Origin of the sequence: Mycobacterium sp. SMC-14 (assembly GCF_046250075.1) — a bacterium.
Taxonomy (GTDB): Bacteria; Actinomycetota; Actinomycetes; order Mycobacteriales; family Mycobacteriaceae; genus Mycobacterium.
In genome coordinates, this window is record NZ_CP176429.1 from 4,426,898 (window position 1) to 4,450,713 (window position 23,816).

7 protein-coding genes are annotated in these 23,816 nt (G+C 71.2%); 2 read left to right on the top strand and 5 right to left on the bottom strand.

What is annotated here, in order from left to right:
* Positions 1-23 precede the first annotated feature (23 nt).
* From ACKY0W_RS20950 to ACKY0W_RS20960, 3 genes are all read right to left on the bottom strand, one after another.
* Positions 24-4,583: a PE family protein gene (locus ACKY0W_RS20950; protein ID WP_409435638.1), complete on the bottom strand. Its 4,560-nt coding sequence runs from the start codon at positions 4,581-4,583 to the stop codon at positions 24-26.
* Positions 4,584-5,218: 635 nt separating this feature from the next.
* Positions 5,219-5,875, bottom strand: a complete 657-nt coding sequence (locus tag ACKY0W_RS20955; protein WP_409435639.1) for a hypothetical protein — start codon at positions 5,873-5,875, stop codon at positions 5,219-5,221.
* 310 nt (positions 5,876-6,185) lie between these two features.
* Positions 6,186-8,750, bottom strand: coding sequence for a hypothetical protein (locus ACKY0W_RS20960; RefSeq protein ID WP_409435640.1), 2,565 nt, complete (start codon positions 8,748-8,750; stop codon positions 6,186-6,188).
* Positions 8,751-9,159: 409 nt separating this feature from the next.
* On the opposite strand from ACKY0W_RS20960, the gene ACKY0W_RS20965 reads away from it, so the two are divergent.
* On the top strand, positions 9,160-9,570 hold the full coding sequence (locus ACKY0W_RS20965; RefSeq protein ID WP_409435641.1) for a GtrA family protein: 411 nt from the start codon (positions 9,160-9,162) through the stop codon (positions 9,568-9,570).
* Positions 9,571-9,735: 165 nt separating this feature from the next.
* Here ACKY0W_RS20965 and ACKY0W_RS20970 read toward each other — a convergent pair whose 3' ends face one another.
* Positions 9,736-9,972, bottom strand: a complete 237-nt coding sequence (locus ACKY0W_RS20970) for a hypothetical protein (RefSeq protein WP_409435642.1) — start codon at positions 9,970-9,972, stop codon at positions 9,736-9,738.
* Positions 9,973-10,509: 537 nt separating this feature from the next.
* Here ACKY0W_RS20970 and ACKY0W_RS20975 point away from each other — a divergent pair.
* Complete coding sequence (locus tag ACKY0W_RS20975) at positions 10,510-10,920, top strand: hypothetical protein (RefSeq protein WP_409435643.1); 411 nt, start codon at positions 10,510-10,512, stop codon at positions 10,918-10,920.
* 23 nt (positions 10,921-10,943) lie between these two features.
* Here the strand turns inward: ACKY0W_RS20975 and ACKY0W_RS20980 are convergent, their stop codons facing one another.
* Positions 10,944-23,777 (bottom strand): beta strand repeat-containing protein, encoded by a 12,834-nt coding sequence (locus ACKY0W_RS20980; RefSeq protein ID WP_409435644.1) that lies wholly within the window; start codon positions 23,775-23,777, stop codon positions 10,944-10,946.
* Positions 23,778-23,816 lie beyond the last annotated feature (39 nt).

Here is a 23,816-nt window from a genome sequence, read left to right on the forward strand (position 1 = left end):
AGCCGGGGCCTTTTCGTCTGGAACTACGGGGTGACCGGGTTGTTCGCCCCGTTGTTGCCGGTTGCGGTCTGGCCGTCGGACTGCGTCCCGCCCTGGTTGACGATGTTGCCGTCGGTGCCGTTGCCGCCGGTAGCGCCGGACCCGGTACCGCTGCCGCCGTTGCCGCCGGTGGCGGTGCCGTTGGTGGCCGTGGACGGGGTGCCCGCGCCGTCGTTGCCGAATGCGTCGAGCCGGCTCGACCCGGCCTTGCCGCCGGTACCACCGTCAAGGCCGTCGCCGCCCTTGCCGCCGGACGCCGTTCCGTTCGCAACGTTGTCCGGGTCACCGCCGGTGGCGATGCTGGCCTTGCCGCCGTCACCGCCCTGGCCTCCACCGGTGGCGTCACCACCATTACCGCCGGACGCGTTGCCGCTGGCCGTTCCACCCGGACCGCCCAAGGTGCCACCATCGGTGGTCTTGGAACTCTGGATGTCCGAGCTTCCGCCGTTACCGCCGTGGCTCCCGTCGCCGGTTGCGTTACCGCCGTCACCGCCGGTTGAGGTGCCGAAGGAGTTTCCGCCGGTGGCGCCGTAGCCGATCTCGCCGGACTCCAGCTCGCCCCAGGAGCCGTTGCCGCCGACGCCGCCGTCGGTTCCGGTTCCGCCATTGCCGCCCTGAGCGATCGCGTCGTTGCCGCCACCGCCGATGCTGCCGCCGGCACCGTCGACGATCAGTTGGCCGCTACCACCATCACCGCCGGTGCCGTTGTTGCCGGCGCCGCCCGTACCACCGGCGGCGGACCCGGTGATGGTGCTGCCGGCGCCGGTGGCGTCGGCTTGACCGAAGCCGCCCTTGCCGCCCTGGCCTCCGTCGACGCCACCGCCACCGGCACCACCGTTGACGTTGGTGTCGCTGATGGCCGCGCCGTCGGTGGCGTTGATGACGGCACTGCCGCCCACGCCACCCGCGGCGCCGGCACTGCCGTCGGTCCCACCGCCGTTGCCGCCGGTCGCATGGCTGCCGGTGATCGAGCTGCCCGCCCCGTCGGCGTTCAGCCCGGCTTCGCCGCCGTTGGCGGTCGCGCTGGCGGCGCCACCGGTCACGGTGCTGTCGGTGATGCTGCCACCGTTTGTCGCCGACACTGTGGCAGAGCCGCCGAGGAAGCCATCGGAGTCCTGCCCGTTGGTCACCGTGACGTTGCTGATCGTGCCGCCGCCGAGGGCCTCCAGGGTGTTGTCGGCGCCGTTCTCGCCGTTGACCCCGTTCGCGCCGCCATCACCGCCGTTACCGCCGGCGATGTGGCCGTCGTCGATGGTGCTGCCCGGCCCGCTGGCGATGACCGCTCCGAGTCCACCGGCGCCGCCATTGCCGCCGACGCCGGTGGTGCTGCCCGCTCCGCCGTCGCCGCCGTTACCGCCGGTCGCGGTGCTGTTGGTGACGGTGCCGCCACCGACTCCGGCGACGACGGCGCCACCGCCGCCACCGCCGCCGCCGCCGCCCTGGCCCGCGGTCTGACCGTCGGCCACCCCACCGCTACCTCCGTTGCCGCCGTTGCCGCCGGTCGCGCCGTCGCCGATGCCAGCGCCGTTGGCGCCCGCGCCGCCGTCGCCGCCGCTACCGGCCGTGCCGGTGCCGGAGGTGCCGCCGTTACCACCGGCGCCACCGTGACCACCGGTGAAGCCGCCGGTGTTGCCGTTGCCGCCGTTTCCGCCGTTGCCGCCGTTTCCGGCACCGCTGGCGGCGCCACCATCGCCACCGGTGCCGCCGGATCCGCCGGTGCTCAACTGCACGTTGGGCAGGTCACCGACGACGGGTGCGCCGGTGCCGCCGTTACCGCCGCCACCGCCATTGCCGGCTTGGCCGTCCTCGGAGGTGCCGCCGGCACCGCCATTGCCGCCGTGCCCGCCGGCCAGCGTCCCGAACTCGCCGGTGTTGCCCTCGCCGGTGGTGTTGCCGCCGTTACCGCCGGTGCCGCCGTTGCCGGCGGCCTGGTCACCGGTCGCGTTGGCGCCGGCGCCGCCGTCGCCGCCGTAGCCGCCGTGGCCCGAGCCGTCGCCACCGGCACCGCCGGCGCCGCCGTTGCCGCCGGTGTTGTTGCCGCCGTCAGCGGTGCTGGTCACCGCGCCGCCGGTGCCACCGACGCCGCCAGTGCCGCCATAGACACCCTGGCCACCGGAGCCACCGGAGCCACCGTTGCCGGCCTGGTAACCGGTACCGCCGCTGCCGCCCTTGCCACCGGAGCCGCCCACGCCGGTCGCATCGGGGTTGGCCGGGCTCAGACCGTTGCCGAGGAAGCTGCCCTCCTCGCCGGTGGCTGCATTGCCGCCGAGTCCACCGGCACCACCGTCACCACCGTTGCCGATCTGACCGAGGCTGCCGTCGGTGCCGTCGGTGTGGCCGTCGCCGCCGCCTTGACCACCGGTTCCGGCCGTGGCACCCGGCGCTCCGCCGTTGCCACCGTTGCCACCGGCACCCGCCGCGCCGCCGTTGCCGGTCTCGGAGTTCGCGCCGGCATTGGCGCCGGTGCCGCCGTCGCCCCCGACGCCGCCATTGCCACCATTGCCGCTGTTGCCGCCGTTGCCGCCATTGCCGTTGGTGGCCGAACCGCCGTTACCGCCTACGCCGCCCTGGCCGCCATCGCCGGCGTTGCCACCGGCGCCACCGGCCACGGCCGGGTCATCCGACGCCGCACCGTTGCCACCGTTGCCGCCCGTGCCGCCGATACCACCGGCGGCTCCGTTACCACCGTTGCCCGACACCGAGCCACCGTTACCGCCGATACCGCCAGCGCCGCCGTTGCCGCCGACGGACCCGTCGCCGCCGGCCGTGGCCACGTCGGTGCTGTCGAAGCCGGCCGCGCCCTGGTCGCCGTTGCCACCGACGCCGCCGTTACCGCCATTGCCGTGGTCGCCGCCGTTGCCGCCGGCGCCACCGGCACCACCGGACACACCCGTGCCGCCGATGCCGGCACCACCGATGCCGCCGTTACCACCGTTGCCCGACACCGCGTCCGGAAGCACGCCAGCGGCGCCGTCCGCACCCGCGGTACCCGGTGTGCCGCCGAAGGGGCCAGTGCTGGTGCCGGCCGCGCCACCCGCGCCGCCGGCACCGACCGTACCGAGGTTGCCGCCGACACCACCGGCGCCACCAACACCACCGCCGACAACCTCGTCGACAGCATCGGTCCCAACTTGACCCTCGGCGACTTCCGGAGCGGTGCCACCACCGGCGCCACCGTTACCACCGGCGCCACCGTTACCGGCCAGTCCCGAACCACCGCCGGTGCCACCGGCACCACCGTTGCCCGCGGCACCCGCGGGGTGCACGCCGAAGAAGCCACCGCCGCCGCCATTACCGCCCGCGCCACCGGCACCAGCGGCGCCGCCGGAACCGGCGTTACCGCCGTTGCCGCCCAGCCCGCCCTTTCCGCCCGGGTCGCTCGCGGCAACGAGCGCCGCGGGACCGATCTCGGGCCCGTTGTTCACATCGCCGTTGCCACCGGCACCGCCGTTGCCACCGTTACCGCCGACTCCACCGTTGCCGCCGAGGCCGCCGTTACCACCGGCGCCAGAAACCCCGAACAGACCGGCAGCGCCACCGTTGCCGCCCACGGCACCGTTACCGCCGGCAAAGCCATTGGTGCCGTCTCCGCCGTTGCCGCCGTCGACTCCGTCACCTCCGGTGCCGCCGACCGGGCTCAGACCGTCCGCACCCACGCTTCCGTTGGTCCCAGCGGCGCCGTTACCGCCGTTCCCGCCCGTGCCACCGTTGCCGCCGTTGCCGAAGAAGAAGCCACCGGCGCCGCCGATCCCACCGACCAGGCCGTCGGTGCCGGCCGCGCCGATGCCGTCGATGCCGGACGCACCGGCGCCCCCGTCGCCACCGTTGCCCATCAGGGAGCCGCCGGCTCCACCGCTGCCGCCCACCAGGCCCAGACCGAAGCCGCTGCCACCGTCACCGCCGTTGCCGAGCATGCCGGCATTGCCGCCGTCGAGGTCGAACGCCGAACCGGCAGCGAAGTTGTAGGTGCCGTCCTCGATGTCGGCCAGCGTGACCTCGTTGCCCTCGGCGTCGAGCAGGACCGCGCCATTCGCGCCGAGCACATCGCCGTCGGCGTCGACGAACCCACCGGCGCCGCCGTCACCGAACAGGAATCCACCGGCGCTCGCCGCGTGATACACCAGGTCGCCGTCGGCGTTGAAGTCCACGTAGGCGTTGTCGCCGTTGCCGAAGACGCCGTCGAGGTGCAGGCCGCTGCCGATCAAGAGCTGACCGATGTCATACAGCGGCTGATAGATGATCATGTTGATCGAGTTGGCCACCAGCTCGTTGAGGGCCTGCAGCGGGTCGGTGCTCGCCGCGGCGCCGGCCCAGTCACCGCTCAACGCGTCGAAACCGAGCCATTCAAGTCCCGACGTGTCCGCCGCGGGCGGCTCCATCCAGCTGAACAAGTCGTCGAACAGGCCGTCGAGCCCATCAGCACTGGCCGGCGCCGCCGTCAGCGGCGTCATGCCGAAAGCCAGGAACGCTCCCACTGCGCTGGCAGCCCCCACAGCGCGGCTGACTCGGCTTTTTGCGGTCTTGGTAGCAGAGCGGTGTGACATGAGATTCTCCCCAGGCAGTTGAGCTCTTAACGGTTGACAGGGACGTAAATTGCTTAGCTCGCGTTAAGGTAACAGATCTGTTTCGAATTCGGCAACCAATTCCGTCGAATGGCAGCCTGAGGAATCCGTAAACCGCTCCTACCTGCCGATATACGTAGAAAGCTGTCTTATCGAGAGGACTTTGGTGCAATTATAGGGAGAGCGATAACGAGGTTTACCCGTCCTCATTTACCAGAAAGCTGTGGGTTTACCTGGGTTGCTAGCAAAGTCTCAACAAGGATGCTTGTTTGCAAGCGGCACCCTTCCGACCACGGGCTAAGGCAGGATCCTCGCGCTCGCGCGCCACGGTCGGGTAGTAGCTAGATCAGCAAAACCGGGTGATCCACGAAGCTGAGAGCCCCACGGTGCCACGGCCATCGGAGGCCCAGATGTCCACTGGGGGCGACCCGCCCTGCAACGGGGGCTGGTTGGCGACGTGTGGGGAGCGCTGCCGGCTAGCATCGGTCCGCATCAGCGTGCGGAATCCCAGAAGATTCGTCGTTTCCAACGGAGCGGTTTCAGCTCCGCACCGCAGCTCCGGTCGTGCCGTGGCAACACCGGGCGCGAAAGACTTAGGGGGTTAGCGGCCCCGCGGGTCAGGCAAGCAGGTCGCCCAGGTCACCCAGACCGACGTCGGGAAGACCGACATCGCCAAGGCCGGCGTCGGGAAGACCGGCGTCGAGCACCGCGTCGAAGCCGACCGGGGTGAACACGTCTGCCCAACTGCCGCTGTGGAATACATCGCTCAGGCCGGACAGGCCAGCCTCGCTGGAGCCGGTATCGAGCAACTCACCGGTGAACCAGTTGCGCGTCTCGTACCACTCCACCATGTTGTCGAACAGGTCCTTTACGGCGTCGCCGGCCGTGCCCAGCAAGGTGATGGTGTCCTCGATACCCTGCCAGCCCTCGGTGAGCACCAGCAGTGGCGCACCCACCAGCAGCGTCAACGGGATGACGAAGAACAACTCGCCGAGTGCCTCAAGGCCGATCACCATCGGGAACCACGGGGTATCCGGGTCATCCAGGATCGGGATGATCCAGTTCAATCCGGTCAGCGCACCGATGATGTCCATCAAGCTGGAGTCGGAGGACAGCGCCGTCAGCTCGACCGGGGTCAAGACCGCCGCCGGCGGAAGAGCCACGGGGAAGGCCGTGGCAGGAATGGGCGTGATGCCGCTGGCCGCAAACGCGACCACACCAGCGGTCGCAGCGCCGGCGAGGGCCCGAGAATATCCGTTCGACGCAGTCCACATGGCGACTGATTGTATTGCAATGCAACTGAATTTTCGAACCCAAAACTGAACACGAGATGAAATCGTTTGCGACTCCCGAGGAATGCTTTGTCGCGTAGCAGACTTCGGACGGCCGCCTGCGTCGACCTCTCCCCAAAGAGCAACTGCTACATAGTCTTTCGACTATCCCGCAGTTGCCGTTGCCGCGCGTAAACGCGGCCACGCAACGCCTACGCGGTCACCGTTTTCTTGAATCCGGTACCACCGTCCGCAGGCACAAAAAGAAACACCCCGCACGAATGTGCGGGGTGTTTCTTTTGCGTTGTCGAGATTAGCCCTCCGGAACCACGGGAGGCTGCACGACGCCCGGCTGACCGGCCTGGCCGGCAGTGCCGTCGCTCGCCGCGTCCGGACCGGCACCAGCGGCGCCACCGGCGCCAGCGGCACCACCCTCGCTGTCGGCACCCGGGGTGTTACCCGCGCCACCGTTGAGGCCGTCGTCACCGAACGCCGGGGTGAGGACGTCGCCGCCGTTACCGCCGTTGCCGCCGTTGCCGCCGGTGACCTCACCGGCACCGCCGGCACCACCGTCGCCACCAGCGCCGCCGTGCACGCCGTCGAGCGGACCGGAGGAGGAGTCACCCGAGGTGGTGTTCCAGTCCGGGTCGCCCCAACGGATGTTGCTGCCGGCACCACCGTTACCGCCGGCACCGCCGTCGCCACCGACACCACCGGTGCCGTCGGTGTTCGCCAGGCCCTCACCGCCGGCGCCGCCCTGGCCGCCGTTGCCGCCGTGGGTGCCACCCGCGTACAGGTCGCTGCCGCCGTTGCCGCCGTTGCCGCCGGTACCGGCCGTCGCGCCGGAACCACCGGCGCCACCGTTACCACCGACGCCTGCGGTGCCCTGCGGCCCCATGGTGCCGGAACCGACCGGGCCTTCAACCGAGGCGAAGTCCCGCACGTCCGCGACGTCACCGCCGACGCCACCGTTACCACCGTTGCCGCCGGTCCCGATGACACCGTCGTTGCCGTTGGCCGCGCCCGCACCTGCCGCACCTGCGTTACCGCCGGCACCACCGTGGCCACCGTCACCGGGGGCGTTGTACAGACCGTGCACGGAGTCGGTGTCCTCGTGGACCCCGACGCTGCCGTGGCCGCCGTTACCGCCGTCGGAGCCGACGCCGCCGTTACCGCCGTTACCGCCGTTACCGTTCTGGCCGCCACCGGCGCCACCGGCACCACCCTGGCCACCGGCCGCGCCGTTGCCACCGCTGGTGCCCGGGATCGCCGGGTCAAGGACGCCGCCGCCCGCCGCGGTCGAGCCGTTGACGCCTTCCACACCGTTGGTGCCGGCAGATGCGTTACCACCGTTACCACCGTTACCGCCGTCGGCGTCGACACCGGCCGCACCGTTGTTGGCGCCCTCGCCACCGGCTGCACCACCGGCAGCAGCAGCGCCGCCGTTACCGGCGTTGCCGCCGTTGCCGCCGGCCATACCGTCGACGCCCGGGCCGTTTGCCTCGAGGCCGTTGGCACCGGTGCCACCGTCGCCGCCGACGCCGCCGTTACCGCCGACGCCACCGTCGGCGTTCGCGCCAGCCACACCCGGGACGGAGCCCTGGCCGGCTGCGCCACCGACGCCACCCGCGCCACCGAGGGCACCGTTGCCGCCGTTACCGCCCGCAGCACCGTCGCCGGAGCCGTTGTCGGCAAAGCTGCCGTCCGCACCGGTCACACCAGCGCCACCGTTGCCACCGGCACCACCGACACCGGCGTCGCCACCGTTGCCCGCAGCACCCGGGGTGTGGACACCGAAGAAGCCACCGGCGCCACCGTTACCGCCGACACCACCGTTACCGCCGACACCACCGACCGCGGCGTCGCCACCGTTGCCGTCCTCGGTGTCCGCGCCCGCAGCACCCGCGCCACCGGCGCCACCGACGCCACCGACGCCACCGGTGCCACCAGCACCGGAGTTACCGAACAGGCCGGCCACACCACCGTTGCCGCCCGCGCCACCGTTACCGGCCGCGCCACCGGCCTGGCCGATACCACCGGCAGCACCGGTTCCACCGGTACCACCGATACCGCCGGCGCCACCGTTGCCGACCAGGAAGCCACCGGCGCCACCGTCACCACCGGCAAAACCGATCAGGCCGGTGTCACCGAGACCGCCCTGGCCACCAACGCCACCGTGGCCCATGAAGAAGCCACCGGCACCGCCGTCGCCACCGATACCGAAGAAGCTGCCGCCGTCACCACCGTTGCCGACGAAGCCTGCGTTGCCGCCGTTGAGGTTGAAGTCGGTCGAGGCGAACGAGTAGGTGCCGTTCTCGATGCCCGCCAGCGTGACGACGTTGTCGTCGCCGTCCAGCAGGACCTCGCCATTGGCGCCGAGCACCTCACCGTCGGCGTTGACGAACGCACCACTGCCGCCGTCACCGAACAGGAAGCCACCCGCCGAGGCCGCGTTGTAGACCAGGTCGCCGTCGTCGTTGATGCTGACGAAGGCGTTGTCGCCGTTGTCGAAGACACCGTCGATGCGCAGACCACTGTCGATCAGGAACTGGTTGATGCCGTAGATCGGCTGGTAGATCAGCGTGTTCAGGGTGTTGGCCACCAACGCGTTCAGGCCATCGAGCGGGCTCGCGGCCGCCGAACCGGCCAGGTCACCGTCAAACGCGCTGAAGCCCAACCAGTCAAACCCAGAGGTGTCTGCGGCCGAAGGCTCGATCCAGCTGAACAGGTCCCCGAAGAAGTCCTCGAAGTCAGCACTGGCCGGCGCCGCCGTGACCGGCGTCAAGCCGAACGCAAGGAAAGCGCCTGCGGCACTGGTGGCGCCGACAGCGCGGCTGAGACGACGAGTCCTGCTCTTGGCGGCAGATCGGTTCGACATGTTTTCCCTTCAGGTGAGGATTAGCTATTGGCGGCTGACAGGGTCGTAAATTGCTAAGCCGCCGTTAAGGTAACAGAGGGGCCACAACACAGGCAACCGAGCTGACATCCGGAACCTGGAAACTTGTTGAAATGCCCGTGAACAGTTAGTTTCCCGAAGTTGTCGCGGGTTTAGTTGGACACGTGTCTAAATATGAAACGGATCACAAGAAACGGCGATATGTTCACGCTGAGCGAAAAACTGTGAAACGTGTAGGTTTTCCATCACGTTTCCGCAGGTCGAGCCGGTACACCTTGGTTCACTAGAGCGGTCGCACGGCCTGTCGCGTGTCCTGCAAGACGCTATTAGCCACCTTCACTGGTGCGGCTGTCGCCCGTTGGCGGGTGCAGTTGCTGATTAGGATTCCCGGGTGGCCGAGATAACACCCCGCCCCCTTCAGCTGTCGACGCAGGTGTGGCGCTTTCTGGTCACCGGAGCCCTGTCGGCAGTCGTGGATTTCGGGCTATACCTGTTGCTGTACCTGGGCGCGGGCGTCCCGGTCGATGTAGCCAAGGCCATCAGCTTCGTGGCCGGCACCACCACCGCGTATCTGATCAACCGGCGATGGACGTTCCAATCGTCGGCCCACGCCGGGCGGTTCATCGCGGTAATGGCGCTTTATGCACTGACGTTCGCGGTCCAGGTGGGGATCAATCACCTGTGCCTGCAACTACTGGATTACCAGCGGTGGGCACTTCCGGTGGCATTCGTAGCGGCCCAGGGCACCGCGACCGTCATCAACTTCGTGGTGCAGCGGACGCTGATCTTCCGGGCGCGCTAGTCCGGACGCACCGCCGCTAACACCGTCATGGCCGTTGCCTCCGGTGCGCGGGCCGCTGTCGGCTCCGGCGGTGCCGATGGACCCCTCACCACCGGCACCGCCGTTCCCTCCGACTCCCCCGAGGTCTCTCTGGCAGACGAACCGGCCCGGCCGATCAGTCCGCCGCTACCGCCCGCCCTGGCCCGCACTGCCGACGACACGGCCATTGCCGATCAGGTCCCGCCCAGGCAGTTGTGCCGAGAAGTCGTTGATCGGGTCCAGCAACGCCTGGCAGATCAGCGGCAGGTCGGGGTGGATGGCAGCAAACCAGTCCGGCCCAGCCACGGCGGACTGCAGCACCCCCCAGGCATCGCCGAAGCGCGCCGCAGTGGAACCCGCCCACGGTGTCGAATGTGCCGCCATCGATAAAGTCGAACGCGTCGAGGTCGAGAGCGGAATCATCGATCACATCTGCCCGTGCGGGCGGCACGACGGCTGGCGATGCCATTCCGCATTCCGGGAACGCGCCCACCGCACCACCAGCGCCGATGATCCGCCGGGCATCAAGCCCCTTGGAACGGCCCGGCCGAGCGGACATGGCGATCTCCCCCACTAGACGTTGACTAACGGTCACTAACTTAGTGCGTACGCTAATGGCATTCTTCTCATAGTCAAGACGGGTTTTAATCATCGGCTTCAGCGAAATGAACGGAGCCCGTGGCGACCGGACCGCCGGCACAACTTGGGCTAATCGGACTTTGATACGCTAATTACCGGCTTTCAGCTGCTCAGTTTTCGCCTAACGCCAAGCGGCGACCCTCGATCGGGCGCCCCCGAAGGGGCCCCCACCCCCTGTCCGGCGGCTAGTAAATCTCAGCAATAATTAAGGCACGCAGCCCGGCTGAAAGTCTCCGAACGCCACCGCGGCCCGGTCGAACGACCGGGCCGCGGGGACTAGGTGTGTGGGGCTTACGGTTTGTTCGCACCGTTGTTGCCGGTCCACTGCACCCCATCGCTGCTCTGACCAGCGCCGTTGATCTTCTCGTTGGACTGACCATTACCGCCCGTGTTACCGGCGCCGGTGCCGGTGCCACCGTTGCCGGCCTGGAGCTCGCCGTTGGTGTACGAACCGGCACTGGCGGGGTTATTCGGCCCGCCCGGGCCGGTCGCACCGACGTGGACGTATCCGGCTTTGCCGCCTTGGCCGCCTGGCCGCCGTCGATACCGACACCGCCGGTTCCCCCGGCCACGGTGTTGTCGGTGGCTTGGGCACCCTCGCCCAGCGCAGTGATCTGCGTCGACGAAAATCCGGCGCTGACCGCCACGGCTGCCGCTATCACCAGTGACCCCGCTACGGTGGCGGCACCGTAGCGGGGTCACTGCTGTTGGTCGTACTACCCGGTGATGGTGTCGTCAGCGCCCTTGCCGCCGTTGCCGCCAGGCGCGACGGCGGTGGCGTCGCTGCCGTCCTCCCCGGTCCCACCGGCGGCCGCACCGCTGGCGGCGCCACCGTTGGGTGCGGTGATGGTGGCGTTACCGCCCGCACCACCGTTGCCACCGTTGCCGCCGGTGTTGCCGGTACCGCCGCTGCCGCCCGCACCGCCGGTGGCCGTACCACTCCCGCTGCCACCGTTGCCGACGCTGACGGTGGCGCTGCCACCCGCCGCACCCTTACCGCCGGTACCACCGTCGAGGTTGTCGCCTCCGCTACCGCCGGAACCGCCGGTGGCGTGGCCGCCGTCGACACTTCCGCCCGTGGCCGCCGTGATACTGGCGGAACCGCCCTTGCCGCCGACGCCGCTGTCGGTTCCGCCGGCACCACCGTCACCACCAGTGACACTGCTGTTCTCAACAGTGCTGTTCTCCCCGACGGTCACAGTGGCGCTACCGCCGGTGGCACCGGCGCCCGCACCGGCGGCACCGCCGTTGAGGTGGGTGTCGGAAACGCTGCCGCCGCCGGTCACCGTCAGGCTGCCCGCGCCGCCGAGCGCACGGTCAGAGCTCTCGCCCGCCGTCACGGAACTGTCGGCGACGGACCCACCGTTGGTCGAGATCCGCGCGCCGGGGCCCTGCAGGGTCCCGGCACTGTTGCCGCCGGTCGCGGAGCTGTTGGTGATGGAGTCGCCCTCGCCTCTGGCCACGATGACGGTGTCGGACGCCACCTTGCCGTTGATCCCGTCAGCACCGGCGCTTCCGTCACCACCGGTCGCGGTGGCACCGGAGACGACCGAGTCCTTGCCGAGAGCCTGGACATAGGTGTAGCCACCTTGACCACCCGTGACGCCGACACCCGTGCCACTACCACCGTCCCCGGCGATGGCGGTGCCGTCGGCATGCGCTCCTTCGTTGGCAGCGGCCACCTGACCGCTGAAGCCGTTACCGCCCTTTCCACCGTCGTATCCGGCCCCGCCGTTGCCGCCCTGAGCGTCACCGGTGGCCACGGCGCCAGTGCCGCCGGCGACCACGCTGCCGGTTCCGCCGTTGCCGCCCGTGCCGCCGTCGTATCCGACCCCGCCGTCGCCACCGGTCGCGGTTCCGCTGGCCGACCCGTCGTTGCCGCCGAAGCCGGTTCGGACAAAGCCACCCTGGATGTTGCCGCTGCCGCCGTTGCCGCCGACACTGCCGGCACCGTCGGCGTCACCACCGGCGCCACCCTGGCCATCACCCGAAGCGCTGCCGCCGGTGCCGCCCTCGACCCCGGCGGTGATGCCGGAGTAACCGCCGGCACCACCGGCACCACCGTCGGTTCCGGTACCACCGTTGCCACCCGTGGCAGCGGCACCGAAAACGTTGCCGCCGTCATTGGCCCAGACATCGGCATCCGAGCCGCGTCCACCGGTGCTGCCGACGCCGATGGCGTTGCCGCCCTGGCCGCCGGTGGCATCGCCGCTGGCGGTGCTGTTGGCGCCAGCGGCGGTGACCCTGCCCATTCCTCCAGCACCGGCCGCGCCACCGTCGCTACCGGCCCCGCCGTTGCCGCCGAGAGCCGAGCCCTGCGTAACCGCGCCACCCGCTGTGGCACTCACGCTGGCCGCACCGGCGGCACCGCCCGTGCCACCGTTGGCGTCACCCACACCGACGTCTCCACCGCGGGCGGTGCTGTCGGTGATGGTGCTGTTCAGGCCGTCAGCGGTGACTGACGCGTCGCCTCCGGCAATGCCGGTCGCGGCGTCGGTGGCGATAGCGTGCCCGCCGGAGATCGCACCACCGTTGGTCGCTTGCACCAGGCCGTTGCCGCCCGCGGCACCGGCGGCGCCGTTGCCGCCGGCAGCACTGCTGTCGGTGACGTTGATGCCGGCGTCGGCCGCGTCGGGTCCGTTGCTGGCGTGCCCGATCCGGCCCTCGCCACCAGCGCCGCCGTTGAGACCGCCGGCACTGTCGCCGCCGTTACCACCGGTTGCCGACCCGTTCGCGATGACGCCGCCATACCCGCCCGCGCTGATCCGGCCGGTTCCGCCGGCACCACCGGTGTGACCGGTGCCGCCCAGGGTGGTGCCGGTGCCGCCGTCGCCGCCTTGGGCTTCGCCGGTGACACTGCCGCCGCCGCCGTTTTGCATGTCGGCACGGATCTGCGCGTCACCGCCGATACCTCCGGTGCTGCCGTAGCCAACACCGTCGCCACCGTTGCCGTTGGTTGCTTGGCCGCCGGCGTGCGCGTCTTCACCGAAGGCGGCCACCTGCGCGTAGAAGGTGTAGCTACCGCCCTTGCCGCCATCGACACCGTCACCACCGTTACCGCCGGTGACAACAGTGTTCGCGTCCACAGTGGCACCGTCTCCGGCGGCGTAAATCCGCCCACCCGAGGCATTTCCACCGGTACCACCGTGCCCGAAAGCATCAGCGGTGGCGTTACCACCTGAACCGCCGTAGATGGTGCCGGCCGCCGAACCACCGTCTACGTAGTACGAGCCGGTAGCGATACGGGCCGAACCGCCCAGACCACCCACACTGCCGCCGCCGGTTCCGTCGCCGCCGACGCCCGCCAGGGCCTTGCCCGTGACGTCACCGCCGGCATGCGAAGTGTGCGCGTTCTCCTGGTAAATGGTCCACAGCTCCGAGTAACCGCCGGCGCCGCCCTTGCCGCCGTCGTACCCGTCACCGCCGTTGCCGCCGATAGCCTGCGCGTCGTGGACGCTGCCGTCCAATTGCGAGGCCACCGACGCGTACCCGCCGGCGCCGCCCTTACCGCCGAGGTCGTCACCGAAGCCAGCGTCACCGCCCGTCACGGTGACGTTGGTGACGTCGCCACCGAGCCGGTCGACACCGACAGCAGGCGTTGCCAGCGTCGGCAACGTTCCGCCGGCCATGATGTTGGCCGCGCCGCCCGCCGCGGTGTCGGAGCCCGCACCACCGGTTACATGACTGTCGGAGACGTTGCTGCCATCAGTGGCCACCAGCGACGCGTTGCCGCCCAATCCGCTTCCGCCAGTACCGCCGTCACCACCGGTGACAGAACTGTTCGAAACGGAGCTGCCCGATGAGACGGTCGCCGTGGCCGAACCACCAGCGCCGTTCACACCGCCGTTGCCGCCATCAACCTCGAGACCGTTGACAGTGCCGCCGGTGACCGTGACGGTGGCACCGCCACCCTTGCCGGTGCCGGTACCGGCGTTACCACCGGTGATGTGGGTGTCGGTGACAGTGCCGCCGCCGGTGACGGTCAGGCTGCCCGAACCGCCGAGGGTGGTGTCGGTGCTCTGCCCGGCCGTCACGGAGCTGTCGGCGACGTGGCCGCCGTTGACGTCGATCCGCGCCCCGGGACTCTGCTGGGTACCGGCGCTATTGCCTCCAGTGACCTGGCTGTTGGTGATGGTGTCACCCTCACCCCTGGCGATGATCACCGTGTCAGAAGCCACCCGGCCATTCGCCCCAGGAACCCCGGCACCACCGTCACCACCGGTGGCGGTCACACCGGTAACAGAGGAGTCCTTTCCGAGAGCCTGCACATAGGTGTAACCACCCTGACCACCCACGGCGCCGACACCGGTGCCGTCACCACCATCACCTGCGGTCACCGTGCCATTAGCCGTGGCGCCCTCATTGAGCGCACCGACCTGGCCGGTAAAGCCCCGACCGCCGGTGCCGCCATCAAGACCGTCACCGCCATTGCCGCCATGAGCGCTACCACTGCCCTGCGCACCAACGCCACCGGCGACGATGCTGCCGGTATTGCCGGCGCCGCCCTTACCGACACCGACCGCGTCACCACCGGCACCACCGGTCGCCACACCCTGCGCGGTACCGCCCGCACCGCCTAGGCCGCCGCTGGCGTAAGCCCCTTGGATGTTGGCGCTGCCACCGTTACCGCCCAAACTGCCCGCGCCCGTTCCCGTGCCACCGGCACCGGCAGTAGACGAACCGAACGCCGTTCCGTCCTGGCCAGCCGTCACCTGCGCGTAGCTGCCGTTACCACCGGTCCCGCCGTCGACACCGGCACCGCCGGCGCCACCCTGGGCCACCGTGGCCACGCCCGCGTTACCGACCGTGCCGCCGTTGCCGACAAAGGCGAAACCGGCACCGCCATTACCGCCGTGACCACCCGTGGTACCCACACCACCAGCACCGCCGATGGCCTGGACCTGATCCGGATCACCAGCAATACCCACCGTGCCATCGGGAGCACGAACGATCGCCACACCACCCGTACCGCCGGTGCTACCAGCGCCGTCCGCTAGGCCACCAACGCCGCCGGTGGCGTTACCCGAGGTGTGCTCATCGCTACCGACAATCTGGCCAGCATCATTGATACCGGCGTCGACGGAGGCTGCACCGCCCGCGCCCGCCGTACCGCCGTTCTCACCCGTGCCGCCGTCGCCTCCCTGCGCCGTGCCCTCAGTGGTGGTCTGGCTGCCGTACGCCCCGACGCTCGCCGCACCACCAACACCACCCGTGCCACCGGCGTTACCCACGCCACCGTTACCACCGATGGCGTGACCGACGGTCACCTCGCCGCCGTCGTCGGCCCTCACGGTGGCTGCACCACCGGCGCCGCCGACACCGCCATCGGTACCGATGCCGCCGTTACCGCCGACTGCAGTGGCATCGTTCACCACGCCGCCGTTGGTGGCGCTCACACTTGCCGCACCGCCGACACCATCCGTGCCATCGACAGCGAGGATGCCGAAGCCGCGAGCGAAGCCACTGCCGCCGCCCTCGCCACCACCGTTGCCGCCCGTCACGTGGCTGTTGGTGATAGTGCTGCCATCGTCCGCAGTGACCGACGCAGCGCCGCCGCCAGCACCGGCCGAGGCATTGCCGCCCGTCGCCGAGCTCGATTCGATCGTGCTGCCGTTGCTGGCCCTGATGCCGGCGGCTCCGCCAGCACTCCCAGCAGCACCGTTGCCGCCGGTGACGTGACTGTCGGTGACGTGGTCATTGCCAGTGCCCGGGTTGGAGCCTTCCGCCCCGACGAAGTTCGTCGCGCGGCCGCCGTTGGCGCCGTTGACGCCATCAGCACTGTCGCCACCTCGCCCACCGGCCGCCGAACCGTCGGTGCTGGTGCTGTTGTCCGAGTTGGCCTGCACGTAGGACTGGCCACCATTGCCGCCGGTCAGCCCGTCACTGCCCGTACCGCCATTGCCACCGTGCGACTGGGCACCGGTGACCGTGGAGTTCTCGCCTACCGACCGGACCCAGCCCAGCCCACCGTCGCCGCCCTTACCACCAACACCGACACCGCTGCCACCGCTGCCACCGTAGGCTTCGCCGTCGGCCTTGGCACCGTCAGCCAGTGCCGACACCTGACCACCGATGCCGTTGCCACCCGTACCGCCGTCGAGGCCGTCACCACCGGAACCACCGACCGCAATGCCCGAGGCTTCTGAACCGGCACCGCCAGCCATGATCGCGCCATTTCGGCCGAGGCCACCGGTGCCGCCACCGGTCGCATTGCCACCGGCACCGCCGGTCGCATTGCCGGACGCGGTGCCGCCGTTTCCGCCCAAACCACCGGGTTGTCCGTCACTCCAGGCCGCCTGGATACCACCGAGGCCCCCGGCGCCGCCGACACTGCCGACACCCGTGGCACTGCCACCGACCCCACCGGTCGCCGTGCCGGACGCGTCACCGCCGGTCCCGGAGCCTTCCAGGCCGGCATAGACCGCCCCGGCGCCGCCGGCACCGCCAACGCCGCCATCGCTACCGGTGCCGCCACTAGCGCCAGTGATCGTCGCGTCGTGGACGAGGCCGCCCTGCTCAGCGCTCGCATACCCGCCACCACCGGCACCACCCGTTCCACCGGCGCTGCCGGCACCACCGACACCTCCGGTGACGATGGCGTTATCAACGCTGCCACCCGAGTTGGCTTCAACGTTGGCGCTGCCACCCTGGCCGCCGACCCCGCCGTTGCCGTCACCAGCCCCAGCATCGCCGCCAGTCGCGGAGCTGTTCGAGACAATGCTGCCCGCCCCGGTAGCCGACAGGCTGGCCGCACCACCGGCCGCGGTGTCGCTGGCGTTGCCACCGCTGGCCGAGCTGCCGTCCACCGTGCCGCCGTCGGTGACGCTCACCGATGCCGCACCACCGGCACCGCCGGAGCCGGCATTGCCGCCGGTCACCGTGGTGTCGGTGACCGTGCTGCCAAGGCCGTCGACAATGATGGCCGCCGCGCCGCCGTCGAAGCCGTCGCCGGCGGCGCCGCCGGTCACCGTGCTGCCGGCGACACTGCCACCGTTGCTGACCAGTAGCGAGGCGCCGCCGCCAAGGGCGTTGGCGCTGTCTAGCCCGCTGGACACCGTGGTGTTTTCGATGGAGCCGCCGTCGGCAGCGATCAGCGAGTTGCTGGCACCGTCCTCGCCGACAACACCGCCCTGACCACCATTGCCGCCATTGCCACCGTCGACAGTGCCGTCGGTGATGGTGCTGCCCGGGCCGTCGGCGTGGATGGTCGCACCTCCGCCGGTTCCGCCGTGGCCGCCGGCCGCGGTCGTGCTGCCGGCGCCCCCGTCGCCGCCCTTACCACCGGTCGCAGTACCGGTAGCAGTGCCGCCGTTGGTGCCACCCACATAGGCACCGCCGCCGCCACCACCGCCGGCACCGCCGAAGCCGGCATCCGCGCCGGCGCTCAGGGCGCCGCTACCGCCGAGGCCACCGGTGCCGCCGATCGCGCCAGCACCGATGCCGACACCGGTACCGCCGGCACCGCCGTCACCGCCCTTTCCGGCCGCTCCGCCATCGACAGCCGCACCACCGAGACCACCGGTGCCGCCGGTACCACCGGCTTGGCCGAGCAGCCCATCGCTGCCGACACCATCGCCGTCGCCACCCTTGCCGCCGTTGCCGCCGTCGCTGGTCACGCCGGACGTCGCACCGGCCGCACCGTCGACCCCCGCCGTTCCCGCACCAGTGCCGGCGGTACCGCCGCCGCCGACCGCGCCACCGGCGGCGCCGTTGCCACCGTTACCGCCAGCTCCGGCGACGTCGCCGCCACCGCCGCCGGCGCCATCACCGCCGGTGCCGGCCGTTCCGGCATTGCCGCCGTCACCTCCGACGCCACCATTGCCGTTGACGAGGCTGCCGTCACCCCCCGTGCCGCCCTCGCCGCCGGCGCCACCCGCTCCGGCGTTGCCGCCATGGCCGCCGGAGTCGCCTCCGCCGATGGCGGTGAAGCCTTCGCCGCCGTTACCGCCAGAACCACCGGCACCGCCGTGGCCTCCGGTACCACCGACGTTGCCGGTTCCGCCCGCGCCACCGGTTCCGCCGGCGCCACCGACGCCACCGTGGCCGCCGTTGGGATCGCCGTCGACTCCTGTCAGACCGTTGAAGCCCTGACCACCGACGCCACCGGCACCACCGCTGCCGCCATCGCCCTCCGCGGCCCGGGTGACACCATCGGTTTGTAGGCCGCCCTGGCCGCCGTTTCCGCCGGCGCCACCGTTACCGCCGGCCGTGCCGTCGACGTTGACCGCGTCACCCGCGGTACCCGCAGCACCGTCCTTGCCGGCTCCACCATTACCGCCGACACCGGCCGCGCCGTCCGCGGCATGCCCGCCACCGACCAGCTGGCCGCCCTGCCCGGCGTTACCACCGAGACCACCATCGCCACCGGACGTGCCCGCGGCAGCGCCGCCGTCAGAAGCGGCGTCATACCCGGCGCCACCGACACCACCATTGCCACCCTTACCGGCGCTGCCGTTGCCGCCCGACGCGGCCTGGGTGCCGCCACCGGAGACACCACCGGCGCCACCAGCACCGGCATTGCCACCGTCGCCACCATTGCCACCGACACCACCGTCGGGGCTAAGCGCATTACCGGCCGTACCGACCGCGCCATTGGCGCCATCGGTGCCCGAACCACCCTTACCGCCGATGCCGCCGGCGCCATGCGTGCCGGCCGTCGAACCGGTACCGGCAACACCACCGTTGCCACCTACCCCGCCACTGCCACCGGAAGTTCCCGCCGCCGCACCAGCGCTGACCGCGTCATACCCGGCGCCACCAACACCACCGGCACCACCGTCGCCGCCCACACCCGACGCCGCATGGGTGACACCATCGGCCTGCAGACCACCCTGCCCACCGTTACCACCGTTACCACCGGAAGTACCGGCCGTACCGTCGACGCTGCCTGCGGTGCCCGCGGTGCCGGCGGCGCCCGCCTTACCGGAACCACCGTTACCGCCGACACCGGCGGTGCCATCGGCGGCCCGACCACCACCGACCAGCTGGCCACCCTGCCCGGCGTTACCACCGAGACCACCATCGCCACCGGACGTGCCCGCGGCAGCGCCGCCGTCAGAAGCGGCGTCATACCCGGCGCCACCGACACCACCATTGCCACCCTTACCGGCGCTGCCGTTGCCGCCCGATGCGGCCTGGGTGCCGCCACCGGAGACACCACCGGCGCCACCAGCACCGGCGTTACCACCGTCGCCGCCATTGCCGCCGACACCACCGTCGGGACTAAGCGCATTACCGGCCGTACCGACCGCGCCATTGGCGCCATCGGTGCCCGAACCGCCCTTGCCACCGACACCTCCGGCGCCATGCGTGCCGGCCGTCGAACCCGTACCGGCAACACCACCGTTGCCACCTACCCCGCCACTGCCACCGGAAGTGCCCGCCGCCGCACCAGCGCTGACCGCGTCATACCCGGCGCCACCAACACCACCGGCACCACCATCGCCGCCCACACCCGACGCCGCATGGGTGACACCATCGGCCTGCAGACCACCCTGCCCACCGTTGCCACCGTTACCGCCGGAAGTACCGGCCGTGCCGTCAACATTGACCGCGTCACCCGCAGTACCGGCCACACCGTCCTTGCCATCGCCACCGGCGCCACCGACACCAGCCGCGCCATCGGCGGCCCGACCGCCACCGACCTGCTGGCCGCCCTGCCCGGCGTTACCACCGACGCCGCCATTGCCACCGGAGGTACCTGCCGCAGCAGCACCATCGGACGCCGCGTCATACCCGGCGCCACCGACACCGCCGTTGCCACCCTTACCGGCCACACCGTTGCCGCCGCTGGCGGCCTGAACACCGCCACCGGAGACACCACCGGCGCCACCAGCACCGGCGTTACCACCATTGCCGCCATTGCCGCCGACACCACCGTCGGGACTAAGCGCATTACCGGCCGTGCCGACCGCGCCGTTGGCGCCATCGGTGCCCGAACCACCCTTACCGCCGATGCCGCCGGCGCCATGCGTGCCGGCCGTCGAACCCGTGCCGGCAACACCACCGTTGCCGCCTACCCCGCCGCTGCCGCCGGACGTACCGGCCGCCGCACCAGCACTGACCGCGTCATAACCGGCGCCACCGGCACCGCCGGCGCCACCATTTCCGCCCTTGCCCGACGCCGCATGACTGCCATCGGTCTGCAGGCCACCTTGACCGCCGTTTCCACCGTTACCGCCGGAGGTGCCGGCCGTGCCGTCGACGTTGACCGCGTCACCCGCAGTGCCGGCGGCGCCCGCCTTACCCGAGCCACCATTACCGCCGACACCGGCGGTGCCATCGGCGGCCCGGCCACCACCGACCAGCTGGCCACCCTGCCCGGCGTTACCGCCGGCACCACCATTGCCACCGGAGGTACCGGCGGCAGCGGCACCATCGGACGCCGCGTCATACCCGGCGCCACCGACACCACCGTTGCCGCCCTTACCGGCCACACCGTTGGCGCCCGACGCGGCCTGGGTGCCACCACCCGAGACACCGCCCGCGCCACCGGCACCGGCATTACCGCCGTTGCCACCATTGCCGCCGGCACCACCGTCGGGGTCAAGCGCGCTACCGGCCGTACCGATCGCGCCATGGGCGCCATCGGTTCCCGAACCGCCCTTGCCACCGACACCGCCGGCGCCGTGGGTACCGGCCGTCGAACCCGTGCCGGCAACACCACCGTTGCCGCCTACGCCACCATCACCGCCGGACGTGCCCTCCGCCGCACCAGCACTGACCGCGTCATAACCGGCGCCACCGGCACCGCCGGCACCACCATTGCCGCCCTTGCCCGACGCCGCATGACTGCCATCGGCCTGCAGGCCACCCTGGCCGCCGTTTCCACCGTTACCGCCGGAGGTGCCGGCCGTGCCGTCGACGTTGACCGCGTCACCCGCAGTGCCGGCGGCGCCCGCCTTACCCGAGCCACCATTACCGCCGACACCGGCGGTGCCATCGGCGGCCCGACCACCACCGACCAGCTGACCACCCTGCCCGGCGTTACCGCCGGCACCACCATTGCCACCGGAGGTACCCGCGGCAGCGGCACCATCGGACGCCGCGTCATACCCGGCGCCACCGACACCACCGTTGCCGCCCTTACCGGCGGTGCCGTTGGTGCCCGACGCGGCATGGTTGCCACCACCGGAGTCACCACCGGCGCCACCGGCACCCGCGTTACCACCGTTGCCACCATTGCCGCCGGCACCACCGTCGGGGTCAAGCGCACTACCGGCCGTACCGATCGCGCCATGGGCGCCATCGGTTCCCGAACCACCGTTGCCGCCGACACCCCCGATACCGTGCAGCCCGGCGGCCGAGCCGGTTCCTCCGGTGCCGCCGTTACCGCCGGCACCGCCGGCACCGCCGTCGCTGCCCGGGGCCGCCCCCGCGGCTACCGCGTCCCACCCGGTGCCGCCCTTGCCGCCGGCGCCACCGTCGCCGCCGACACCATCCGCAGCCCGGGTCGCGCCGTCGGCCTCCAGACCGCCCTGCCCGCCGTTGCCACCACGGCCACCGGCTTGACCGGCCGTGCCGTCGATGTGGTTGGCGTTTCCATCGACCCCGTCGGCGCCGTCCTTGCCGTCGCCTCCGTTGCCGCCGATCGCGGCGGCGCCGGAGGTCGCGCGTGATCCGTCGGCCTCCAGACCGCCGAGGCCCGCGTTACCGCCGGCACCGCCGTTGCCACCGGCGGTGCCCGCGAGCGCGCCGGGGTCCGAGACCGCGTTGTAGCCGTCGCCACCGACACCGCCGTCGCCGCCCTTGCCGGCCGAGCCGTGGGTGCCCGACGCGGCGTGGTTGCCACCCCCGGAATCGCCGCCCGCGCCACCGACACCGGCGTTACCACCATTGCCGCCGTTGCCGCCCGCGCTGCCGTTCATGGTCGATGCCGTGCCCGTGACACCCGCCGCACCGTCGCCGCCGTCGGTACCGGAACCACCGTCTCCGCCGACGCCGCCGGCACCATGCGTACCGGTGGTGGCGCCGGTTCCCCCGACACCACCATTGCCGCCCGCACCGCCGTGGCCACCCGAGGTGCCCGCCGCCGCACCGTCGGCGAGCGCGTCATAACCGCGACCACCCTGGGCGCCGTCACCACCGTTGCCACCGCCGCCTTCAGCGGCGCGCGTGACGCCATCGGTCTCGAGACCGCCCTGGCCACCGTTGCCACCCGCGCCACCGTTACCGCCGGCCTCGCCGTCATGCGACGACGCGCTGCCGTCGGCTCCGGCGTAACCCGCTCCACCGTTGCCGCCCTTGCCGCCGCTACCGGCCGTACCGCCGGAACCGCTGGCGGCCTGCCCACCGGCGCCTTGGCCACCGACACCGCCCTGGCCCGCGTTGCCACCGGCGCCACCGGTTTGGCCGGCGAACCCATCAACATGCGCGGCGTTGCCGTCGGCGCCGTCGGCACCGTCAGCGCCGTCGCCACCGACACCGCCGTTGCCGCCGATCGCCCCGACGCCCTCTTCACCCCCGATGCCCGCAGCACCCGAGTCGGCGAACCAGCCACCGGCACCACCCGAGCCGGCCTTACCGGCGGCACCACCGTTACCGCCGACACCACCGTTGCCGCCGCTGATCGCGTCAACGTGGCTGGCGGTGCCGTCCTCGCCGTCGGCGCCGTGGCCACCGATACCACCGGCGGCACCGGTACCACCGGAACCGCCCTTACCGCCATCACCGAACCAATTCGAGCCGCGGCCGCCGGCACCACCATTGCCGCCGGCACCACCGTTCTGGCCCGCGCCACCATCGGCGCCGGCCAGCACACCAGCCAGTCCTGCTGCGCCGACCGCCCCGTCACCACCGGTACCGCCGGCACCGGCCGTGCTCCACAACGCCCACAGCGCGGCGTCCCCACCGGCGCCCCCGGCACCACCGTCGCCACCGGCGGTGACCGCGCTGCCACCGTCACCACCGTCGCCGCCGTGGCTCAGCCACGCGAACAGGCCGGCGGCACCACCGTCACCACCGGCACCGGTGTCATAGCCGTCGCCGCCGTGACCACCGTTGCCGCCGAACAGGCCACCCTGACCGCCCGCACCGCCGTCGTAGACGCCGCCCGATCCGTCGGCGTCCCATCCCGCGCCGCCGCTGCCGTAGATCCAACCGCCGGCGCCGCCGTCGGGGTTGGCGGCCGTTCCATCGGCGCCGTTACCGAACGGCATGAACCAGTTGATCTCGCCCCAGTTGAAGGATGCTTCCGCGGAACCCGGCCAGCTGAAGTCGGCCGCTCCGATACCGCTGAGGTTCAGGTCGGCCAGCACTGCATCCCAGGTGGCGGTATCGCTCCAGGAATCGAAGACCCCGTCCCAGCTGGCGGAGTCCAAAACGACGCCCCAGGCGGCCTGATCACCCCAGTTGGCGCTGAGGTCCGCGACGGCCGTACCCAGGTCCTGACCGAACAGGTCCACCCACACGTCTTCGATATCCGCGTGCGCGGTAGGCGCCGCGGCCAGCGGCCCCAACCCAAACGCGAGAAACGCGCTCACTGCGGTTCCGGAGCCCAACGCCCGGCTGCTGCGACGACTCTTGAAACGACTCTGACGGTAGCGAGACATGGCACGTGCCCCTTAGCTGCAGATATTGACGACGGCGGC